This is a genomic window from Streptosporangium sp. G11, from assembly GCF_051192615.1.
Lineage (GTDB): Bacteria > Actinomycetota > Actinomycetes > Streptosporangiales > Streptosporangiaceae > Streptosporangium.
This window is the reverse complement of the sequence record NZ_JBPJUQ010000007.1, coordinates 166,408-185,798: the sequence shown is the minus strand read 5'-3', so window position 1 is coordinate 185,798 and position 19,391 is coordinate 166,408. Positions and strand designations below refer to the sequence as shown.

General features: G+C 72.5%; 17 protein-coding genes. 13 read left to right on the top strand and 4 right to left on the bottom strand.

Annotated features, from left to right (window positions below; translation table 11 throughout):
- The first annotated feature begins 43 nt into the window (after positions 1-43).
- The 10 genes from ACSDR0_RS10305 (at position 44) to ACSDR0_RS10260 (ending at position 12,924) form a co-directional block, all read left to right on the top strand.
- Positions 44-409, top strand: coding sequence for a hypothetical protein (locus ACSDR0_RS10305; protein WP_435288529.1), 366 nt, complete (start codon positions 44-46; stop codon positions 407-409).
- Entirely contained in the window at positions 406-1,638 is a 1,233-nt protein-coding gene (locus tag ACSDR0_RS10300) for a DUF6395 domain-containing protein (RefSeq protein ID WP_435288528.1), read from the top strand. Before ACSDR0_RS10305 ends, ACSDR0_RS10300 begins: the two co-directional genes overlap by 4 nt.
- On the top strand, positions 1,635-2,477 hold the full coding sequence (locus ACSDR0_RS10295; protein WP_435288527.1) for a M55 family metallopeptidase: 843 nt from the start codon (positions 1,635-1,637) through the stop codon (positions 2,475-2,477). The genes ACSDR0_RS10300 and ACSDR0_RS10295 overlap by 4 nt, the downstream gene beginning before the upstream one ends.
- Before the next feature lie 179 nt (positions 2,478-2,656).
- A complete protein-coding gene (locus ACSDR0_RS10290; protein WP_435288526.1) occupies positions 2,657-4,303 on the top strand; it encodes a flavin monoamine oxidase family protein in 1,647 nt (548 codons plus the stop codon).
- Between the two features lie 73 nt (positions 4,304-4,376).
- The gene (locus ACSDR0_RS10285) at positions 4,377-4,943 is read left to right on the top strand and encodes a YbaK/EbsC family protein (RefSeq protein WP_435288525.1); all 567 of its coding nucleotides are present in this window, start codon (positions 4,377-4,379) and stop codon (positions 4,941-4,943) included.
- 131 nt (positions 4,944-5,074) lie between these two features.
- Complete coding sequence (locus ACSDR0_RS10280) at positions 5,075-7,369, top strand: protein kinase domain-containing protein (RefSeq protein WP_435288524.1); 2,295 nt, start codon at positions 5,075-5,077, stop codon at positions 7,367-7,369.
- The gene (locus ACSDR0_RS10275) at positions 7,369-9,336 is read left to right on the top strand and encodes a protein kinase domain-containing protein (RefSeq protein WP_435288523.1); all 1,968 of its coding nucleotides are present in this window, start codon (positions 7,369-7,371) and stop codon (positions 9,334-9,336) included. Before ACSDR0_RS10280 ends, ACSDR0_RS10275 begins: the two co-directional genes overlap by 1 nt.
- Positions 9,337-9,427: 91 nt before the next feature.
- On the top strand, positions 9,428-10,831 hold the full coding sequence (locus tag ACSDR0_RS10270) for a protein kinase domain-containing protein (protein ID WP_435288522.1): 1,404 nt from the start codon (positions 9,428-9,430) through the stop codon (positions 10,829-10,831).
- A gap of 341 nt (positions 10,832-11,172) precedes the next feature.
- Positions 11,173-11,952 carry an electron transfer flavoprotein subunit beta/FixA family protein gene (locus ACSDR0_RS10265; protein WP_435288521.1) on the top strand — a complete coding sequence of 260 codons (780 nt, stop codon included), beginning with the start codon at positions 11,173-11,175 and terminating at the stop codon, positions 11,950-11,952.
- A gap of 18 nt (positions 11,953-11,970) precedes the next feature.
- On the top strand, positions 11,971-12,924 hold the full coding sequence (locus ACSDR0_RS10260) for an electron transfer flavoprotein subunit alpha/FixB family protein (RefSeq protein ID WP_435288520.1): 954 nt from the start codon (positions 11,971-11,973) through the stop codon (positions 12,922-12,924).
- A 120-nt stretch (positions 12,925-13,044) separates the two neighbouring features.
- On the opposite strand, the gene ACSDR0_RS10255 is transcribed toward ACSDR0_RS10260, so the two are convergent.
- Complete coding sequence (locus tag ACSDR0_RS10255; protein WP_435288519.1) at positions 13,045-14,247, bottom strand: MFS transporter; 1,203 nt, start codon at positions 14,245-14,247, stop codon at positions 13,045-13,047.
- A gap of 184 nt (positions 14,248-14,431) precedes the next feature.
- Positions 14,432-14,938 (bottom strand): TetR/AcrR family transcriptional regulator, encoded by a 507-nt coding sequence (locus tag ACSDR0_RS10250; RefSeq protein ID WP_435288518.1) that lies wholly within the window; start codon positions 14,936-14,938, stop codon positions 14,432-14,434.
- 112 nt (positions 14,939-15,050) lie between these two features.
- On the opposite strand from ACSDR0_RS10250, the gene ACSDR0_RS10245 reads away from it, so the two are divergent.
- Both ACSDR0_RS10245 and mnmA read left to right on the top strand, forming a co-directional pair.
- Positions 15,051-16,214 carry a cysteine desulfurase family protein gene (locus ACSDR0_RS10245; RefSeq protein WP_435288517.1) on the top strand — a complete coding sequence of 388 codons (1,164 nt, stop codon included), beginning with the start codon at positions 15,051-15,053 and terminating at the stop codon, positions 16,212-16,214.
- Between the two features lie 154 nt (positions 16,215-16,368).
- On the top strand, positions 16,369-17,439 hold the full coding sequence (gene mnmA / locus ACSDR0_RS10240) for a tRNA 2-thiouridine(34) synthase MnmA (protein WP_435288516.1): 1,071 nt from the start codon (positions 16,369-16,371) through the stop codon (positions 17,437-17,439).
- 192 nt (positions 17,440-17,631) lie between these two features.
- Here the strand turns inward: mnmA and ACSDR0_RS10235 are convergent, their stop codons facing one another.
- Together ACSDR0_RS10235 and ACSDR0_RS10230 are read right to left on the bottom strand one after the other, a co-directional pair.
- Positions 17,632-18,273: an MBL fold metallo-hydrolase gene (locus ACSDR0_RS10235; protein WP_435288515.1), complete on the bottom strand. Its 642-nt coding sequence runs from the start codon at positions 18,271-18,273 to the stop codon at positions 17,632-17,634.
- 25 nt (positions 18,274-18,298) lie between these two features.
- Entirely contained in the window at positions 18,299-18,841 is a 543-nt protein-coding gene (locus tag ACSDR0_RS10230; RefSeq protein ID WP_435288514.1) for a MarR family winged helix-turn-helix transcriptional regulator, read from the bottom strand.
- A gap of 90 nt (positions 18,842-18,931) precedes the next feature.
- Between ACSDR0_RS10230 and ACSDR0_RS10225 the strand changes: the two genes are divergently transcribed.
- Positions 18,932-19,345: a nuclear transport factor 2 family protein gene (locus ACSDR0_RS10225; protein ID WP_435288513.1), complete on the top strand. Its 414-nt coding sequence runs from the start codon at positions 18,932-18,934 to the stop codon at positions 19,343-19,345.
- The last annotated feature ends 46 nt before the right edge of the window (positions 19,346-19,391 follow it).

Below are 19,391 nucleotides of genomic sequence, written 5' to 3'. Positions count from 1 at the left end.
CGATTGAGGAATGCCGGTATCGTGCCGGATTATGGTGCGGTTGGTGAAGCGCGCGCTGGTGCCCGCCCCGCTGCGGCGGGCGGTTCTCGGCTGGTTCGACTCCCGGTACATCTCCAGGGCCGACCACCGGCAGGACGTCAAGGACGCCCTCTGGGAGGTTCAGACGCTGGCGAGGGAGGTCACCTCGCTGCGCGCGGAGGTCGTCGAGCTTCGCGCGCGGGTGGCCGGAGTCAAGCTCGACCCGGCGCGGGCCGGGCGCTGGGACGACGCCCACCGGCTGGCCCAGGAGACCGCGGTCGCGCTGGACGGGGTGCTCCGGAACGAGGTTCTGCTCTGGCAGGCCGTGGACCGCGCCACCGGGACCGCCGGGGCCGCGGGAAGCACGGGAAGCACGGGGGGCGCCGCGTGAGAGTGGCCTGGACGGCCGACGGAGGCACCTGGCACCTGGTGTTCCGGCTGGACCCCGAGGACGACGTCACCGGCCTCTGCGCCGACGGCCAGCCGCTGAAACTGGCCACGAACACCTTCAGGGTCGAGCTGCCGCGGGTACCGCGTGACATCCATCCCGACCTGCTCGCCCTCGCCGCGTGGACCGTGATCGCACCGTGGACCCGGCGCCGTGTCACCTTCGACCGGCCGATCTCGCCGGAGCTCGCCGGGGCGATCGGCGACGGCTGGGGGGTCGAGGCCGGTCCCACCGGGACCACCGGGACGCGGGCGCGCTCCGGCGGCAGGCTGGCGATCTCCTACAGCGGCGGGGCCGACTCGGTCGCCGTGGCCGCGATGCTGCCCGACGCGCCGTTCGTGCACTTCCAGCGGGTCTCCCACCCGCGCGTGCCCAACCGGTGGACCCACTACCGCTCCGACGTCCTGGCCTCGCTGGCGGGGAAGACCGGCCGCGAGCTGACCGTCGTCCGCTCGGACCTGGAGTTCACCCTCGCCGAGCCCCGACCCGGCTACCCCGAGCACCACGCGGTCGCCGCGGGCGCGCTGCTGATGGCCGACGAGCTCGACCTGGGAGGCCTGGCCTTCGGCTACGAGCTGGGGTCGCGCTGGCTGGGGGGCGCCCGCTACGTGCACCGCTACACGCCCGACAACCTGATGTGGGCCCCGCACGGCGCCTGGGGACGGGCGTTCGCCGCCGCCGGGCTGCACATCGTGCTCCCGGTGGGCGGGGTGAGCGAGGCCGTCACGATGCGGCTCGCCCTCGGCTCCGAGCTGCGCGAACAGCTCCGCTGGTGCCTGCGCGGGGTGGGCGGCCCCTGCGGGATCTGCGGCAAGTGCCTGTACAAGGAGCTCATCCAGGCCGCCGTCGAGCGCCGCCCGCTGCGCACCACGATCACCGCGGGCCGCCCGGTCGCCCGCAAGTGGCAGCAGCCGCCCCCGTACGGGGGGCAGGAGATGATCGAGTACGGCTGCGCCCGGGTGCCCGGCATCGAGGACACGGTCTTCGCCGCGGCGGCGCGGTACCTTCGCGCGACCGAGTCGTCCACCGCCTGGCTGGACCGCTGCTACCCGCCCGCGGTCGCGGAGATTCCCGAACCGTGGCGCAAGCAGGTTCACGACTTCGTGGACGGGGAGATCGGTTTCATGAGCGAGGAAGAGGCGCGTCGCGTCGAGACGTGGGGTGCGGCGTGAAGGTCTACGTCTCGGTCGACATGGAAGGTGTCACCGGACTGACCGACCCCGAGGAGATGCACGCCGGGGGCCGGGGCTACGAGCGCGGCTGCGAGCTGATGACCGGCGACGCCAACGCGGTCGTCGAGGGGGCGTTCGACGCCGGCGCCACCGCCGTGCGCGTCAACGACGCCCACGGCTCGACCAAGAACCTCAGGATCGACCTCCTCGACGAGCGGGCGACCCTGCTGCGGGGGCCCGGCAAGCCGCTGCGGATGGGACAGGGGCTCGACGCGAGCTACCGGGCGGCCTGCTTCGCCGGCTACCACGCGCGGGCCGGCGTCCAGCACGGCGTGCTCAACCACACCTGGATGGGCAAGGAGATCCACAACATCTACCTCAACGGCGAGGTCTGCGGGGAGACCCGCCTCGTCGCCTCCTTCGCCGGGACGCTCGGCGTGCCGGTGGTCCTGGTGACCGGGGACGAGGCCGTCTGCGAGGAGGCCAGGGAGCTGCTCGGCGACGTGGAGACCGTCGCGGTCAAGAAGGGCATCGACAGGTTCTCCGCCGAGCTCCTGCCGCCCGCCGTCGCCCATGCCCGCATCCGCGAGGCCGCGGCCCGCGCGCTCGACCGGGTGGCCGACTTCCGCCTCTGCGCCCCCGAGCCGCCGTTCACCCTCGGCGTCGAGTGGAACTCCACCGCCATCGCCGCCGGATGCGCGATCATCCCCGGCGTGACGGCGGCGGGTCCGCGGCACACGGAGTTCACCACCGACGACTTCTCGCAGATCATGGCCCTCCTGGGGGTCTTCGCCACGATCGGCGGCCACGTCGCCTGCGGCAGCGGCGCGTACGGCTGACGGCTGACCCTTCCCATGCCCGCTCGATGTCCTTTTCGATACCCTTCCGCCCCCCGGCTCCTCGATCCGGATAACCTGCGACGCGCGGTTCCCCTCAACCCGGTTCCCCTCGCCCCGGCTCTTTCCGACCCGGCGACTCCCTTCGACCCGACGGTGCCCGATGTCCTTTGACGACCCCCATGAGTGACGAGACCGGCCCCGCGCGGGCCGACGCCGCCTCCCCCTCCGCGGTGACCACCGCCGCCGCGCCCGCCACGGGAGAGGGCCTGACGCGCAGGGCGCTGCTGGTCGGCGTGGGCGCGGCCGGGGGCGCCGGCGCCATGTTCGCGGCCATGGGCGCGCTCGGCCTCGCCCCGGAGTCCCAGGACAGGAACTTCACGCCCCCGCAGCGCTCCGACTTCTCCCTCACCGGCAGGGCGGCGGCCAAGGTGGTCGTCCTGGGCGCGGGCATCGCCGGGCTGACCTGCGCCTACGAGCTGGGCAAGGCCGGGTACGACTGCACGGTCCTGGAGGCGTCCGGCCGGGTGGGCGGCAGGAACCTCACGCTGCGTGCGGGCGACCGGCTGGACGAGCTGGGCGGCGAGACGCAGACCGCGGCGTTCGAGGAGGGCACCTATTTCAACGCGGGGGCCGCGCGGATCGCGCCGTGGATGGTCACCATGGACTACTGCCGCGAGCTGGGCGTACCCGTCGAGATCTTCGTCAACAACAACGCCTCGGCATACGTCTACACGCGGGGCATGACCGCCCCGGTCCGGGCGCGCGCGGCCCGCGCGGACCTGTACGGCTACGTCGCGGAGCTGCTGGCCAAGGCGAGCAACGCGGGCGCGCTGAACCGTCGTCTGACCGGGGAGGACCGTGAGCGGCTGGCGGAGTTCCTGCGGCGTTTCGGCGACCTCGGCCCCGACCTCGCCTACCGGCGGGACTCCAGGCGGCGAGGGTTCGAGACCTATCCCGGGGTGGACGAGGGCGTCTCCGTGGGCCCGGCCTCCTCGCTGCGCGACGTGCTCGCCGCGGGCACCGGCAGGTACGTCACCATGGACTTCGGCTACGACCAGGTCATGCCCATGTTCCAGCCGGTGGGCGGCATGGACACCATCACCGGCGCGCTCGCCGACGCGGTCGGCCGCGACAGGATCAGGACGGGCACGCCGGTCACCGGGATCAAGAACCTGCCCGACGGCGTGGAGGTCACCCACCGGAGCGGCACCGGGAACGGCGTCGTGCGCGCCGACTACTGCGTCGCGACCCTGCCGCCCCACCTGCTCGCGCGCCTGCCGCACAACCTCGGCACCCCGGTCACCGCCGCGCTCCGCACGCCCGTACCCGTCTCCGCCGGCAAGATCGGGCTGGAGTACGGGAGGCGCTGGTGGGAGATCGACGACCGCATCTACGGCGGCGCCTCCGAAACGGACCTGGACATCACCCACATCTGGTACCCCTCCTACGGCTTTCATTCCCGCGGCGGCCTGGTGGTCGGCTACTACAACGTCGAGGAGAACGCCGAGACGTACACCGGGCTCTCCCACCGCGAGCGACGGAACCGCGCGCTCACCCAGGGCAAGAAGATCCACGGGGAGAAGTACCGCGCCGAGCTGCGCTCCAGCGTCTCGATCGCCTGGCGGCGCCAGCCGTACATCGAGGGCGGCTGGGCGAGCTGGCCCTCCTTCGACGCCGCCTTCGACCTGCTGCAGCGCCCGGCGGGCCGGGTCTACTTCGCCGGTGACTGGCTCACGCACCTGACCGCCTGGCAGGCCGGTGCCATGGAGTCCGCGAGGAGAGCGGTCACCGATCTGCACCACCGGGTGCTCCAGGCGACCTCCTGAGTGTCACCCCGCGGCCGTAAAGTCTTCGGTGCGAGAGAATTTCCGAGGGAAATCCTAGGGAGACGAGACGGCGATGGCGATCGGGACGTTGGACTGGACGAGTGCCGCGGAGCGGCCGGACCTGCTGGCCGAGCCGGTGGCACGGGCGATCGGCGGGCTTGACGGGGTCGCCGGGCTTGACGGGGTCGGCGGGATCGGCGGGATCGGCGGGATCACCGTCGCCGAGATCGACCCGGAGCTAGCCGACACGGCGGCCTTCTGCGAGCGTTACGGCGTGGGCATGGGCGAGTCGGCCAACTGCGTGATCGTGGCGGCCAGGCGCGCGGGGGAGACCCGCTACGCGGCGTGCATGGTGCTCGCCACCATGAGGGCCGACGTCAACGGTGTGATCCGGCGCCACCTGGACGCGCGGAAGATCTCGTTCGCGCCGATGGACGACGCGGTCACGCTGACCGGCATGGAGTACGGCGGGATCACCCCGCTCGGGCTGCCCGAGGACTGGCCCGTGCTGGTCGACGAGGCGGTGGCGGCCCACCCGGAGGTCGTGATCGGCAGCGGCGTCCGCCGCTCCAAGCTGGCCGTGCCCGGTTCCCTGCTGGCCGGGTTGAAGACGGCGCAGGTTCTCCACCTGGCGAACTGAAGCGGAAATGAGATTAAGTAGAAGCGGGAATCGGGAAACCGCCGAGGTTCTGTGAACGTTATTCAGTCGGAAAATGTGGCCCGATGGTTCATCTCGTGGGCGGGGTCTAAGCCGATATGGTGCTTCATGCCATGAATCAGGACGACCGATTGGGCCCTTACCGGCTGCTGCGGCGGCTCGGTGAGGGCGGTATGGGTGTGGTTCACCTAGCCGTCGACCCGCAGGGCCGGCAGGTGGCGGTGAAGGTCCTCCGCGCGGAGGTGGCGGGCGACGACGTCGCGCGTCGCCGTCTTTCGCGTGAGGTCGAGACGATGCGGCGGGTGCGCAGCGAGTACATCGCGGAGGTCCTCGACGCCGATGTGACCGGCCACCGCCCCTACATCGTGACGCGCTACGTCGCGGGCAGGCCGCTGGACGAGGTCATCAAGCAGGACGGCCCCATGGAGCTGCCCGCGCTGCTGCGGGTCGCGCACGGGGTGGCGTCGGCGCTGGCCGCCGTCCACTCGGTCGGGGTGATCCACCGTGACCTGAAGCCCGGCAACGTCCTCATCCTGGACGGCGAGCCGGTCCTCATCGACTTCGGCATCGCGCAGGCCGTCGACGCAACCCGGCTGACCCAGACCGGCATGTTCATCGGCACGCCCGGCTACCTCGCCCCCGAGATCATCGAGGGGCACGAGGCCGGGCCCGAGGTCGACGTGCACGCCTGGGCGGGCACCCTGGTCTTCGCCGCCACCGGTCTGCCGCCCTTCGGCAAGGGCACGCTGGAGATGATCTTCTACAACATCACCGCGGGCAAGGCGAACGTCGACGCCGTTCCCCCGGCGCTCCAGCCGGTCCTGCGGGCCGCCCTGCAGCGCGATCCGGCCAGGCGGCCCGCCGCCGCCGAGCTGGCGAAGCAGGTGGGACGCCTGCTGCCCGGCTCCGGCAGGCCCCGGGTGCCCGACGAGATCACCACGGTCGCGGAGTTCGACGACTCCGCCCCCGGCTCCCGCGGTCCGGGCACGCCGGGCCGTCCCGGTGCCTTCGGCGTCCCCGGCGCGCGGACCGGCCAGGGAGACCAGCCCGGTCAGAGCGGTCAGAGCGGCCGACCCGTTCAGAGCGGTCAGAGCGCCCCGCCGGTCCCGCGCGTCCCCGGACGCCAGGGCGCCGCGGTCGACGAGCCCGGCGACGTGCCGACCCCGGTGGCGTCACGCCCCGCGGTCCAGCAGCCCACCCGGCCTCCCGTTCCCGCGGCCCAGCCCCACGAGTACGTATCGCTGCTCGGCGAGGAGCAGCCCGACCCGTGGCCCACCCGCCGGGTGACGCCCGAAGAGCTGCGCCAGGCCGCGGCGGCCCAGCAGGCCGCGCACGACCTGCCCACCGGCATGCTCGCCCCCGAGGACGTCCCGACCCGCGGCCCCGGCGTCGCCCAGGGGCCCGTGCCCGGTCCGTCCCTTCCCTCCCACGACCAGGGCGCCACGGCGCCGGTCCCCGACGGGGACATCCCCACCCAGCGGGTCCGCCCCCAGGACCTGCAGGAATACATCCGCCAGTACAACAACCAGCAGGGCCAGCAAGGTCAGCAGAGCCGGCAGGGTCAGCAGGGTCAGCAGGGCCGGTCGCCGCAGCCCGGTGGCCAGCCTCCGTCGCCCTACCCGCAGCGGCAGGCCCCCTTCGACCAGCAGCAGACCCCGCACGTCCGCAATCCCACGCCGCCGCCCTACCCCTACCCGCACCCCCAGCCGCAGCAGCAGTCCCAGCAGCAGCCCCAGCAACACGCCCGGCAGCCCCAGCAGCCCGTGCCGGCGGCGCTGCACCCCGGCCAGCGGCCGGGGCACGCGTTGCAGCGTTCCAAGGCGTACGGGGTGGCGAGCGTGCTGATGCTGGTCATCATGACGGTCGCGGCGGTCATCGCCCCGGTGATCGTCGCCGCGCTGGCGATCCCGGTGGCGATCCTGCTGCGCGCCGCCGACATCGCCCAGCCGGCGCTCAGCGGCCGCAGGGCCGCGGGCGCGGCGGCGGCCGACGTCTTCCGGGTGCTCGGCCAGCCCGCCGCGCTCCTGAAGTCGATCGGCATCACCATCGCCCTCGTGCCGTACGCGCTGATCCTCGGCCTGCCGGTGACGCTCCTGCTCGCCGTGCTGGTCGGAGGCATGCCGGAGACCAACGCGCTGAGCTGGGGCGTGGCCGTCGCGATCTGGACCGTCTGCGCCGGACCGGGTGTGGAGGGCCCCAGCCGCCAGATGCGACGTACGCTGGCATCACTGCTGCCGTCGCGCGGCGCGGCCATGATCGTCGCCGCGGTGCTGGCGGCGGTGGCGGCGCTGATGGTCTTCCTGGCGATCGGCACCGTGGGAGACAGGGCACGACCGGCGGTGTGGACGCCGGTCGACGTCGGAACGGTGGTGCACGAACTGAAGGACCTACGAAAGAAGGCGGCGTGATGACCGGCGACACGCGGGCGCCCGAGAGGCTGGGTCCGTACCGCCTGCTCAGGAAGATCGGCGAGGGCGGCATGGGCGTCGTCCATCTCGGGCTCGACGAGGACGGGCGCGAGGTGGCCGTCAAGGTCCTGCACCCGCACGTGGCCGCCGACCTCAAGGCTCGCGACCGGCTCACCCGCGAGGTGGAGACCATGCGGCGGGTGCGCAGCCCGCACGTCGCCGAGGTGCTCGACGCCGAGCTGACGGCCAAGCAGCCCTACATCGTGACCCGGTTCGCCCCGGGCCGCACGCTGGAGGAGACCGTCCTCGAGGACGGCCCGCTTTCGCCCGACCAGCTCATCCGGCTGGCGCGGGGCATGTGCGCGGCGCTGGTGGCCATCCACGCCGCCGACGTCATCCACCGCGACTTCAAGCCGTCCAACGTGATGATCGTCAACGGTGACCCGCTGGTCATCGACTTCGGCATCGCGCACCTGGTCAACGCGACCCGGCTGACCCAGACCGGCATGTTCGTCGGCACGCCCGGCTATCTCGCCCCGGAGATCATCCGCGACTCCGAGATCACCCAGGCGGCCGACGTGCACGCGCTGGCCTCGACGGTCTTCTTCGGCGCGACCGGCAAGCCGCCGTTCGGCACGGGCAGCTTCGAGGTCGTCTGCTTCAACATCATGGAGGGCCGGGCCAACGTCGACCTGGCCCCCGCGTGGCTGCGGGGCTGGCTGCGGCGGGCACTGGCCGTCGATCCCGTCGCCCGGCCGTCCGCGACGGATCTGCACCGGATGGCCCGCGCCCTCGACCCGAGCGTGACGGCCTTCCAGGAGACGCCGCCCACCGCCGTCCTCGACGGCGGGACGAAGGTCCTCAACACCGACGGCACCAGGATTCTGGACGGTCAGACCCCGTCCTCGTCCAAGTCCCCGTCCCCGCCGCCGAGGAACGGCACCCGCGCCCTGCCGCAGGACGACGGTTACTCCGACCTGCTCCCGCCGGTCGAGTACGCCAAGCCGGAGCGGCGCGAGCGCAGGTCCGGCCAGGAGCAGGGCCGGGCGTCCGGCGCGACGGCCCCGCCCCCGTACGTCCCGGCGTCCAAGCCGCTGCCCTACGTCCCCGCGCCGCCCTCGGCGCAGGCCAGGGCCGCGGCCCCGCCGCCCTTCGCCGACCAGCGGGTGGCCGGATACCCGGCGCCGCCGCCGAGCGGCCAGGCGAGGCCCTACCCGCCGCCGGTCCAGTCACGGCCGCACACCCCTGCGCAGGAGCGGCCCGCGCCGCGCACCCCGCCGCAGGAGCGCTACCGTGCCGGCCACCCGCTGGCCGCGGTGCTGCTGCTGACGATCGTGGTGGCGCTGGCCTGCATGCTGCCCGTGGTGGTGAGCGTGTTCGCGCTGGCCGCCGCGCTCTGCCTGCGGGTGGGCGAATACCTCTTCGGTGACCTGGTCCAGCGCCGCTCCATCCGGGGCAGCAGCGCCACCGACCCGTTGCTCGCGCTGATCGGCACCCCGTGGGCGCTGATCAGGGCCGCGTTCGGGACGCTGGTCACCGGGTTGCTGTCCGCCATGTTCGGCATGTGCGTGTGGGGGGTCCTCGTCTTCGCCGGGGACATGAACAGGAACTTCGCGGCCGCCTACGCCGCGGGCGCCTTCGTGGCGGGGCTGTTCGTCCTGCCCGGCGGCGGCAAGCCCCGCAAGGCCGTCGCCCGGGTGCTGAGCGGGGTCATCCGCAGCCCCGGCGCGGGCATGGTGACCACGATCGTGCTGGGCACGCTGGCGTTCTTCGCGGTGATGGGGGCGCTGAGCGTGGTCCCGACCTTCTCCCCGTGGCAGCCGCCGACCGAGGTCGTCAAGGACCTCACGTCGCAGTGGCGGCAGTCGGCGAACGAGGGCACGATGGGCGCGCTCGACCTCGTCGGGGGGCTCTTCGACGACCTGATGACCAGCCTCGGCCTCGGATTCCTGACATTCTGGAAGTAACGGGCTTGCCGCCAGGTTTTTCCCGGCCGCCGACCGGTGCGCGACGGCCCTCTCTGCTGCACGATGGAGGGGACCAGCCGGAAGGAGTCGCATGGTTGCGCCGGACGGTGAACGTCTTGGCCCCTACCGCCTGCTGTCGAGACTGGGCGCCGGAGGTTTCGGCGAGGTCCACCTGGCGCTGGACCCCGAGGGGCGCACGGTGGCGGTCAAGATCCTGCATCCCCACGTCGCGGCGGACGAGACGGCCCTGACCAGGCTGGCCCGCGAGGTCGAGACGATGCGGCTGGTCCAGGGCCCGCGTGTCGCCGAGATCCTGGACGCCTCCCTGGAGGGGCCCCGCCCCTATCTGGTCACCCGTTACGTGCAGGGCCGCCCGCTCGGCGCGCTGGTGGCCGCCGACGGGCCGGTCGTCGGCGACGCTCTCGTACGGCTGGCGCGCGGCCTGGCCGAGGCGCTGGCCACCGTGCACGCCGCCGGCGTGGTGCACCGGGACCTCAAGCCCGCCAACGTGATCCTGACCGACGGCGAGCCGGTCGTCATCGACTTCGGCATCGCCTTCGCGCTCGACTCGCCCTCGGTCACCGCCTCGGGGGCCGTGCTCGGCACGCCCGGCTATCTGGCGCCCGAGGTGCTGGAGGGCACCGAGTCCGGTTCCGAGGCCGATGTCTTCGCCTTCGGGGCGACGTTGGCGTACGCGTCCACGGGACGGCACCCCTACGGCACGGGCCCGGCGTCGGCGATCGGATACCGCGTCGTCCACCGCCCTCCCGACCTCGACGGCGTTCCCGACCGGCTGGAGCCGACGCTTCGGGAGTGCCTGCTGCGCGACCCCGCCGCCCGGCCCTCCGCGGACACGCTCGTGGCGCGGCTGGGCGGCACACCCGCCGTACGGCCGGCCGGGTACCACCGCGACCCCGCCGATGCCCGGAAGGCCGCCAGGGCCGAGGGCGCGTGGCACCGGCCGGCCGCGTTCCGTGACCCCCCGCCGTTCACGGAGGCGGGTCTCCCGGATCCCGCGCCGTTCCCGGAACCCCGGCCCTCGGACGTCCCGGTGCCGAAGGCCAGGCGGTCGCGCGACTCCGAGGAGAGCGGGGTGCGGGATCTCGGCACCAGGGAGTGGCGGCCAGGGCAGCCGCGCCCGCCGGCGGGCAGGCCCTCGCCCGAGGAGGCCCTGGAACGCCGCAGGGTCGTCCTGCACCGCCGCTGGGTCGTCGGCACCGGCCTGCTCGTCTCCCTGATGGCCGCGACCGCCAGGGAGCCGCTGCCCGAGGTGGCGCTGCTGCTCCTGACCGGGTACGGCTCGGTGATGCTCGTCGACGCGGGCATCGCCCTGTTCGCCCGCCGGAACCGTGGGCGCATGATCCTCGACCTGGCCGCCGGGGCCGGGGCCGTCGCGCTGGGGGCGGTCCTGAGCACGTTCTTCAGCACGCTCACCCTGGCCCTGGCGCTGGGCACCGTCGTCTTCGTCCTGATCGCGATCCTGGCGGGCAGTTAGCGCGGGCGTGAACCGCGGTGGGGGCCGTACGCGTGGCGGGGAGCCCGCGCGCGAATACCGGAATATAGTTCGGTATGGTAGGGGCAGGGTCCTGGGGGAAGGCTACGACTGCCCGGCGCGAGCCGTGCAACCTGGTGGTTTGCGCCTAAGCTACCGATGGGTAACATAATTGCGGGGGGCCGGGGCGGGCACGTACCGACCGGGCCACCCGATGCCACACCGCCCCAGGGCACCTGGCAGTCTTGGCAGCGCGTGCACGTACCCCGCGTGCACGTACCGCATCCGGCGTCAACCGCAGCGACGCGGTGGCGTACGCGAACACGGGAGGTCGGCCACCGGCCATGAACATCGTCGTCTGCGTGAAGCAGGTCCCCGACACGGCGACCGAGCGCAAGCTGAAGTCCGATGACAATACGCTCGACCGCGACGCCGCCGACGGCGTCATCAACGAGCTGTGCGAATACGCGGTCGAGGAGGCGCTGCGCCTGAAGGAGGCGCACGGCGGTGAGGTGACCGTCCTCACCATGGGCCCCGCCAAGGCGAGCGACACCATCCGCAAGGCCCTGGCCATGGGTGCCGACAAGGCCGTCCACCTGGTGGACGACGCGCTGCACGGCTCGGACGCCCTGGGCACCTCCCACGCCCTGGCACAGACCCTGAAGAAGATCGGTTTCGATCTGGTCGTGCTCGGTTCGGAGTCGACGGACGCCCGCACCGGCGTCCTCGCCGCCATGCTGGCCGAGCGCCTCGGCGTGCCGCAGCTCACCTTCGCCAATCAGGTGCAGGTCAACGAGGGCTCCATCTCCATCCAGCGTGTCACCGACTACGGTTACGACCGCGTCGAGGCCTCGCTGCCCGCCGTCGTCTCCGTCGTGGAGAAGATCAACGAGCCGCGTTACCCGTCCTTCAAGGGCATCATGGCCGCCAAGAAGAAGCCGGTCGAGAAGCTCGGCGTCGCCGACGCCGAGATCGACGCCTCCCAGGTGGGCCTGGCCAGCTCCTGGAGCGAGGTGGTCGACTTCGCGGTCGCCCCGCCTCGCGCCGCGGGCACGGTCGTCAAGGACGAGGGCGACGGTGGCGTGAAGGCCGCCGACTTCCTCGCGTCGAAGAAGTTCGTCTGAGAGCGGGGGTTAGCTGAGATGTCCGAGATTCTCGTTCTGGTCGAGCATGTCGAGGGCCAGGTCAAGAAGGTCACCCTTGAGCTGCTGACGCTGGCCAGGAGGCTGGGCACCCCGGCGGCGGTCTGGACGGGCGCGGGCTACTCTCCCGAGGCCCAGGCCAGGCTGGCCGAGTACGGTGCCGAGAAGATCTACCTGGCCGACTCCGCCGAGGTCAGCGACTACGTCGTGGCCCCCAAGGCGGAGCTGCTGGCCCACCTCGTAGCCGAGAGGTCGCCGGCCGCGGTGCTCGTCGCCGCGACGGCCGAGGCCAAGGAGATCGCCGGCCGCCTCGCCATCAAGATCGACTCCGGTGTGCTCACCGACGTCGTGGGCATCGAGGACGGCCTGGTCGCCGACCAGTCCATCTTCGGCGGCGGCGTCAACGTCCGGTCGCGCGTGACCAAGGGCACCCCGATCGTCGCGGTGCGCCCCAACGCCACCCCCGTCGAGGCCGTCGCGGGCGCGGGCACCGAGGAGCGCGTCGCCTTCACCGTGTCCGACGCCGCCAAGGGCGCCAGGATCGTGGAGCGGGTCAAGGAGGAGAAGGGCGCGCGCCCGGAGCTCACCGAGGCCGCGATCGTGGTCTCCGGTGGCCGGGGTGTCGGCTCGGCCGAGAAGTTCTCGATCATCGAGGAGCTGGCCGACTCGCTCGGCGCGGCCGTCGGCGCCTCCCGCGCAGCCACCGACGCCGGTTGGTACCCGCACCAGTTCCAGGTCGGCCAGACCGGCAAGACCGTCTCGCCGCAGCTGTACATCGCGGCGGGCATCTCCGGGGCCATCCAGCACCGGGCCGGCATGCAGACCGCCAAGACGATCGTCGCGATCAACAAGGACCCCGAGGCGCCGATCTTCGAGCTCGCCGACTTCGGTGTCGTGGGCGACCTGCACCAGATCGTCCCGCAGCTGACCCAGGAGGTCACCAAGCGTAAGTGACCGGCCAGGTCACGGCGTGTCTCCCGGTTGTCCGGACGGTGAGAACGCGAGAGGGCGCCGCACGTGTCGTGCGGTGCCCTCTCGTGTTCCGGCGGGCTCCCGGCCGGGGGCCCGCCGGGGTCAGGCCGCCATGGAGAGTTCGCGCCTGGGGGTCTCCAGCGGGACGGTGACCGCGCGGGAGCGGGGCAGGAACCACGCGACCGCGGCGATCAGGACGCCGAGCACCACGGCGATGCCGAGGCCCACCCTGAGCGTGACCAGGTCGGAGAGGAAACCGACGATCACGGGGCCGAGCAGCAGTCCCGCGTAGCCCATCGCGCCGGTCTGGGCGATGGTCGGCCCGGGACTGCCGGTCGCGCCGCCCGCCAGGGACATGGCCATCGGCGAGACCGTCGCCACGGCCACGCCCACGAACAGCATGGCCGAGATGGCGATCGGCGCCGTGGGGGCCGTGATGACGACGGCGAAGGTCGCGGCGGTGGCCAGGCCCGAGGCGACCATCATGCCGCGGGCGCCGAAGCGGACCTGGACGCGGTCACCGGCCAGGCGCCCGGCCAGCATGCCCGCCTCGAAGATCGGGTAGCCCAGCGCGGCGAGCGCCTCCGGCGCACCCAGCACGTTCCGCAGGTACAGGCCGTTCCAGTCGGCGACCGTACCCTCCACCATGAACGCGCAGAAGGCGATCACGCCGAGCAGGTAGACCACCGGGGGCATCCGGCGGCGGGGCGCCGCGGGGGCGCCCCTCTCGCGGCCGGGGGCCGTCACCGGGTCGGGCAGGTAGGAGCGGCTGACGAGGGCCGCCACGGGGAGCGCGAGCAGGGCGACCAGGGCCAGGTGGACCGTGATCGAGAGTCCCGCCGCGATCGCCGCGGTGCCCAGCAGGCCCGCGGAGATCGCTCCCACGCACCACCCGGCGTGCATGCCGTTCATCAGCGGGCGGCCGTAGGCGCGCTCGACCGCCGATCCCTGCGCGTTCATCGCGACGTCCACCGCGCCGAACGCCATGCCGAACAGGCCGCTCGCGGCCAGGGCCAGCGGGAACGACGGCGCCACCGCGAGCAGCGCCAGGGTGATCGCGGTCAGGGGGGCCGCGACCCGCAGGATGCTCCGGCTGCCGAAACGTGCCATCACCCCGCGCATCGACTGCATGGTAATGAGCGCTCCCAGCCCCCACACGAGGAGGGTGACGCCCACCGACGCCTCGGACAGGCCGAGTTTGTCGGAGAGCGCCGGAATGCGCACGGTCATCGATCCGCACAGCAGTCCGGCGAGCACGAATGTGAGAACCGCCCCGGTTCGAGCCGCTCTCAGGTCGCGGGTCATGACTCAATCCCTTCAATAAATGTTTTGACAAACCGGGAAACGGGCACACCAAAGTCGGTCGCTTTCGCGCGTGCGAAAGCGACCACCAATCTTTGTGAGTGTTTCCCCTGGTCAGGCGAATGATCAGACGGGTGCCCGCCGGTCGGCGCGCCGTGGCGCCAAAGTGATCAGCCGGGCAGGGTGATCAGCTGGGAAGCAGGGCCAGCAGGCGCTGTTTCAGCTCCTCGAAGTGCTCGGCGTCGTAGAGGTCGGGGTCGTGGCTCGCCACGTCCCACAATCCCTCGCAGGCCAGGCGCACGATCTGTGCCGCCCCCGGGTCGGGCTCGCTGTCGAGCCCCTCACGGTGCCACCTGGCCATCGCCATCCGCAGCGGCGCCAGAAGATAGAGGTTGCCGGAGGCTCCCGTCACCACGGCCCAGCGTCGCAGCCTGCCGCTCTGCACGGCGGCGAACGTGGCCGCCAGGTAGTTCTTGGTGTAGGTGTCGTGGCCCTGAGTGGCGACGAGCTCGTCGAACTCCTCGATCAGCCGCTCGACCATGCCCTTGATCAGGGCTTCCTTCGTGCCGAAGTGGTAAAGCAGGCCGCCCTTGCTGCATCCGGCGCGCTCCGCCACGGTCGCCAGGGTGAGCGCCTGAGAGCCCTGGTCGCAGAGCAGATCCTCTGCCGCGTCCAACAGCTCTTCCCGTCTCATGGCAGTTACTGTACCGTCTGGACGGTTTAGTGGTCAACTCCGGGCTCAGGCCCTCCAACGGCGCGGATACGCTTGGAAGGTTGACAGCGAGTTGGGGGAGGGGAATGCGGCCGTGAAGTCCGCCTATCTCGATCACGCGGCGACCACGCCGATGCTTCCCGAGGCGATCGAGGCGATGACAGCCCAACTCGGCCAGGTCGGCAACGCGTCCTCCCTGCACGCCGCCGGCCGCCGCACCCGCCAGGTCGTGGAGGAGTCGCGGGAGACCATCGCCGCCGCGCTCGGCGCCAGGCCCAGCGAGGTCGTCTTCACCGCGGGCGGCACCGAGGCCGACAACCTCGCCGTCAAGGGCCTGTACTGGGCCCGCCGCGCCGGGGGCGCCGACAGGATCCTGATCAGCGCGGTGGAGCACCACGCCGCTCTGGACCCCGCGTACTGGCTGCGCGCCCACCAGGGCGCGACCGTCGAGCCGCTCGAGGTCGACGAGTTCGGCCGGGTGCACCCGCAGACCCTCCGCGACGCCATCGAGCGCGACCCGGCCAATGTCGCCCTGGTCAGCGTCATGTGGGCCAACAACGAGGTCGGCACCGTCCAGCCGGTCCACGCGCTCGCCGCGATCGCCGGGGAGTACGGCATCCCCTTCCACACCGACGCGGTCCAGGCCGTCGGCCAGCTTCCCGTGGCCTTCGCCGACTCCGGGGTCGACGCGCTGACGCTCTCCGGGCACAAGGTCGGCGGCCCGATGGGCGTCGGCGCCCTGCTGCTCGCCCGGGGCGTCGACCCGGTGCCGGTGCTGCACGGCGGCGGCCAGGAGCGCGACGTCCGCTCCGGCACGCTCGACGCCCCCTCCGTCGCCGGTTTCGCCACGGCGGTACGGGCCGCGGTGGCCCGGCAGGCCGAGAACTCGGCCCGGCTGACCGGGCTCCGCGACGACCTCATCCGCCGGGTCCGCCAGGCGGTGCCCGACGTGATCCTCAACGGCGACCCGGTGAACCGCCTTCCCGGCAACGCCCACTTTTCCTTCCCGGGCTGCGAGGGCGACGCCCTGCTCATGCTCCTGGACGCCAAGGGCGTGGAGTGCTCGACGGGCTCGGCCTGCTCGGCCGGGGTGGCCCAGCCCTCCCACGTGCTGCTCGCGATGGGCGCCGACGGGTTCCGGGCGCGTGGCTCGCTGCGCTTCTCCCTGGGGCACACCTCGACCGAGGCGGACGTGGACCGGCTGGCCGAGGTCATCGGCCTCGTCGTCGAGCGCGCCCGCCGCGCGGGCCTGAGCTGATCCGCCGCGAACCGGCGGACGGCCTCGGGGCCTCCCGGATCGCCGAGGACGAGGAGACCTCCCGGCCCGACGAGAGAGGACGAGGGCCCTCCCGGCCCTCCTGGCCCTCCCGGCCCGACGAGGTGGGCGCCGACGCGGGTACGCTCAAGGGGTTATGAGTCTTCGTGTGCTTGCCGCCATGTCCGGTGGCGTCGACTCCGCCGTGGCGGCCGCCCGCATCGCCGAGGCGGGCCATGACGTCACCGGTGTCCACCTCGCCCTCTCCGCCAACCCCCAGTCCTATCGGACCGGCGCCCGCGGGTGCTGCACGGTCGAGGACTCGCGAGACGCCCGCAGGGCCGCCGACGTGATCGGCATCCCCTTCTACATATGGGACATGGCCGAGCGGTTCCATCGCGACGTGGTCGAGGACTTCGTCAGCGAGTACGCCGCCGGCCGCACGCCCAACCCGTGCCTGCGCTGCAACGAGAAGATCAAGTTCGAGGCGGTGCTCGACCGGGCCCTCGCGCTGGGCTTCGACGCGGTGGCCACCGGGCACCACGCGCGCGTCGCGGACGGCGTCCTGAGCCGCAGCCCCGACCAGGGCAAGGACCAGTCGTACGTCCTGGGCGTGCTCACCAGGGAGCAGCTCGGTCACGCGATCTTCCCGCTGGGCGACTCCACCAAGGCCCAGGTCCGCGAGGAGGCCGCGCGGCGCGGCCTCATGGTGGCCGACAAGCCCGATAGCCACGACATCTGCTTCATCGCCGACGGCGACACCCGGGGTTTCCTCGCCGACCGCCTCGGCGCGGAGCGGGGCCCGATCGTCGACGAGTCCGGCGAGGTCGTGGGCGGTCACGAGGGCGCCTACGGCTTCACCATCGGCCAGCGCAAGGGCCTGCGCATCGACCGCCCGGCCCCCGACGGCCGCCCGCGCTACGTGCTGTCCATCGAGCCGGTCTCCAACACGGTCACCGTCGGCCCGCGCTCGTCCCTCCAGGTCACGAGCATCGTCGCGGAGCGGCCGGTCTGGAACGGCCCGGTGGACGAGCCGCGCGAGCCGCTGGCCTGCGTGGTCCAGCTCCGCGCCCACGGCGAGGTGTACGGCTGCCGTGCCCAGCTCTCCGGCGGGGAGGTCCACATCACGCTGGACAGCCCGGCCACCGGGGTCGCGGCGGGGCAGGCGGCCGTCCTCTATCTCGGCGACACCGTGATCGGCTCGGCCACGATCGCCTCGGCGTCCTGAGGCGGTTTCCCCGGACCGTTCGCCGAGTGCGTTCCGGCGGGCGTGCTCCGCGGACGTGCTCCGCTCTCGCGCGGGCGTGTCCTCGACGGTCACGTCCGCGAGAGCCCGGCGCCGGGGGCGGGCGCGTCCCCGGCGGGCCCGAGGCCGGTTTTCCCGCCGAAGATCGCCCGTGGGGGCGGGAGCCGGTCCGCGTTACGGCAGCGTGACCGACTCGCCGGGCTTGAGGCGGCGCATGTCGGCCTTCTGCCTGTCCGACTCCATCTCCAGCCACATGTCGACCAGGCGGAGCCCGATGTCGTTGAGCAGGCCGTCATGAGTGGAGAAGGCCCGGGCGGGGCGGACCTGGCGGAGATACCCGACCATCTCCGACGCCTTCATCCACGGCGCGTTGGTCGGCACCAGGAGCGTGGGCACCTCGACACCCGGCGGAGTGAACGCGTCACCCGGGTAGAAGACCTCCTCGTCCACCAGGAAGCCGACGTTGCGCACGATCGGCAGGTCCGGGTGGTTGGGGGCGTGCCACTCGCCGACGACCTTCACCCCGAAACCGGCCGTGTCGAAGGCGTCGCCGTGCCGTACGACCTGGATCTTCGCGGGGACGTCGGCGAGCGTGGCGGCCACGCCCTCGTTGGTCCAGATCCGCAGGGACGGATTGGCCTCGGCCGCCCGGCGCAGCCGGTCGGCGTCCACGTGGTCGAAGTGCTCGTGGGTGATGAGCACGGCCTGTGCCCCGTCGAGCGCGGACTCCTCGCTGAAGGAGCCCGGATCGATCACGAGGACGGAGTCGTCCTTCTCCAGGCGGACACACGCGTGCCCGAATTTCGTGAGTCTCATCTCTTCACTTTATGGGCGGGTCGGATCATGGTCCCGAGGGGGGCGGCGCCGTCGCGGCTGCTTCGCGGTCCCCGGTGGCGATGCTGTGGAGCAGCCGCGCCAGCAGGCCGGAGAGCTGCTCGCGCTCGGCCGCCGACAGGCCGGAGAGCATTCGCTCCATGCCGCGGACGTGGTCGCCCACCGCGCCGCCGACGACTTCGCGCCCCTCGGGGGTGAGCCGGACCCGTACCCCGCGGCCGTCGGAGGGGTCGGGCGCGCGGACGAGCAGGCCCGCCGACTCCAGGCGGTCGACGCGGTTGGTGGTCGCGGCGGGTGAGAGCAGCATCGAGGAGGACAGGGCCCCGGCCGACAGGCCCTCCGGGACTCCGGAGCGGTAGAGGGTGGCGAGCACGTCGAACTCCCCCCGGTTGAGTCCGTGGGCGCGCAGGGTCGCGGCGATGGCGGTTCCCGCGAGGGCGTCGGCGCGGGTCAGGCGGCCGAACAGGGCCATGGGCCGGGGGTCGACGTCGGGCATCTCCCTGTTCCACTGCTCGATCATCCGCTGGACACCGGCGTCCGGGTCTTCCATGCGCGCTCCTCACGTCTCGGTCCCAATAGTTTGACATCGAAATACATGGATGCAACTATTTCTACATCGAAATTCTTTGAGAGGATCGCCATGAACGACGCGCAGCGTAACGCACAGGCCGTGAAGGATCTCTACGACGCCCTCGGCGCGGGGGACCTGGAGGCCGCGGGGAGGGCGCTCACCCCCGACTCGGTCCTGCACGTCCCCGGGCGAGGCGCCAACACCGGCGACTACGTCGGCCGCGACGCCGTGCTCGGATTCGTCACCCACGCGTTCACCGTCACCGGCGGCACCCTCAAGCTCACCGTGCACCGCGTGCTGTCGGATGACGAGACGGCCGTGGCCCTGACGACCTACACCGCCTCCCGGCCCGACCGCGACGTTCCGCTGGAGAACAACCTCGCCCACGTCATGACGATGCGCGACGGCAAGATCGCCGAGGGCTGGTTCCACAGCCGTGACCAGTACGAGGTGGACGCCTTCTGGGGCCCCGAGACCGCCTGAGCCGGACGTGCCCCGGGCCCGTGGGCCCAGGGGGCGGCGAGCGGAC

Bases quoted from the DNA above. Each gene is read 5' to 3' on its own strand.
- ACSDR0_RS10225 (WP_435288513.1), top strand. From the start codon at position 18,932: ATGAACGACGCGCAGCGTAACGCACAGGCCGTGAAGGATCTCTACGAC.
- ACSDR0_RS10280 (WP_435288524.1), top strand. From the start codon at position 5,075: ATGAATCAGGACGACCGATTGGGCCCTTACCGGCTGCTGCGGCGGCTC.
- ACSDR0_RS10250 (WP_435288518.1), bottom strand. From the start codon at position 14,938: ATGAGACGGGAAGAGCTGTTGGACGCGGCAGAGGATCTGCTCTGCGAC.
- ACSDR0_RS10230 (WP_435288514.1), bottom strand. From the start codon at position 18,841: ATGGAAGACCCGGACGCCGGTGTCCAGCGGATGATCGAGCAGTGGAAC.
- ACSDR0_RS10255 (WP_435288519.1), bottom strand. From the start codon at position 14,247: ATGACCCGCGACCTGAGAGCGGCTCGAACCGGGGCGGTTCTCACATTC.
- ACSDR0_RS10260 (WP_435288520.1), top strand. From the start codon at position 11,971: ATGTCCGAGATTCTCGTTCTGGTCGAGCATGTCGAGGGCCAGGTCAAG.
- ACSDR0_RS10235 (WP_435288515.1), bottom strand. From the start codon at position 18,273: ATGAGACTCACGAAATTCGGGCACGCGTGTGTCCGCCTGGAGAAGGAC.
- ACSDR0_RS10270 (WP_435288522.1), top strand. From the start codon at position 9,428: ATGGTTGCGCCGGACGGTGAACGTCTTGGCCCCTACCGCCTGCTGTCG.
- ACSDR0_RS10265 (WP_435288521.1), top strand. From the start codon at position 11,173: ATGAACATCGTCGTCTGCGTGAAGCAGGTCCCCGACACGGCGACCGAG.
- mnmA (WP_435288516.1), top strand. From the start codon at position 16,369: ATGAGTCTTCGTGTGCTTGCCGCCATGTCCGGTGGCGTCGACTCCGCC.
- ACSDR0_RS10275 (WP_435288523.1), top strand. From the start codon at position 7,369: ATGACCGGCGACACGCGGGCGCCCGAGAGGCTGGGTCCGTACCGCCTG.
- ACSDR0_RS10290 (WP_435288526.1), top strand. From the start codon at position 2,657: ATGAGTGACGAGACCGGCCCCGCGCGGGCCGACGCCGCCTCCCCCTCC.
- ACSDR0_RS10285 (WP_435288525.1), top strand. From the start codon at position 4,377: ATGGCGATCGGGACGTTGGACTGGACGAGTGCCGCGGAGCGGCCGGAC.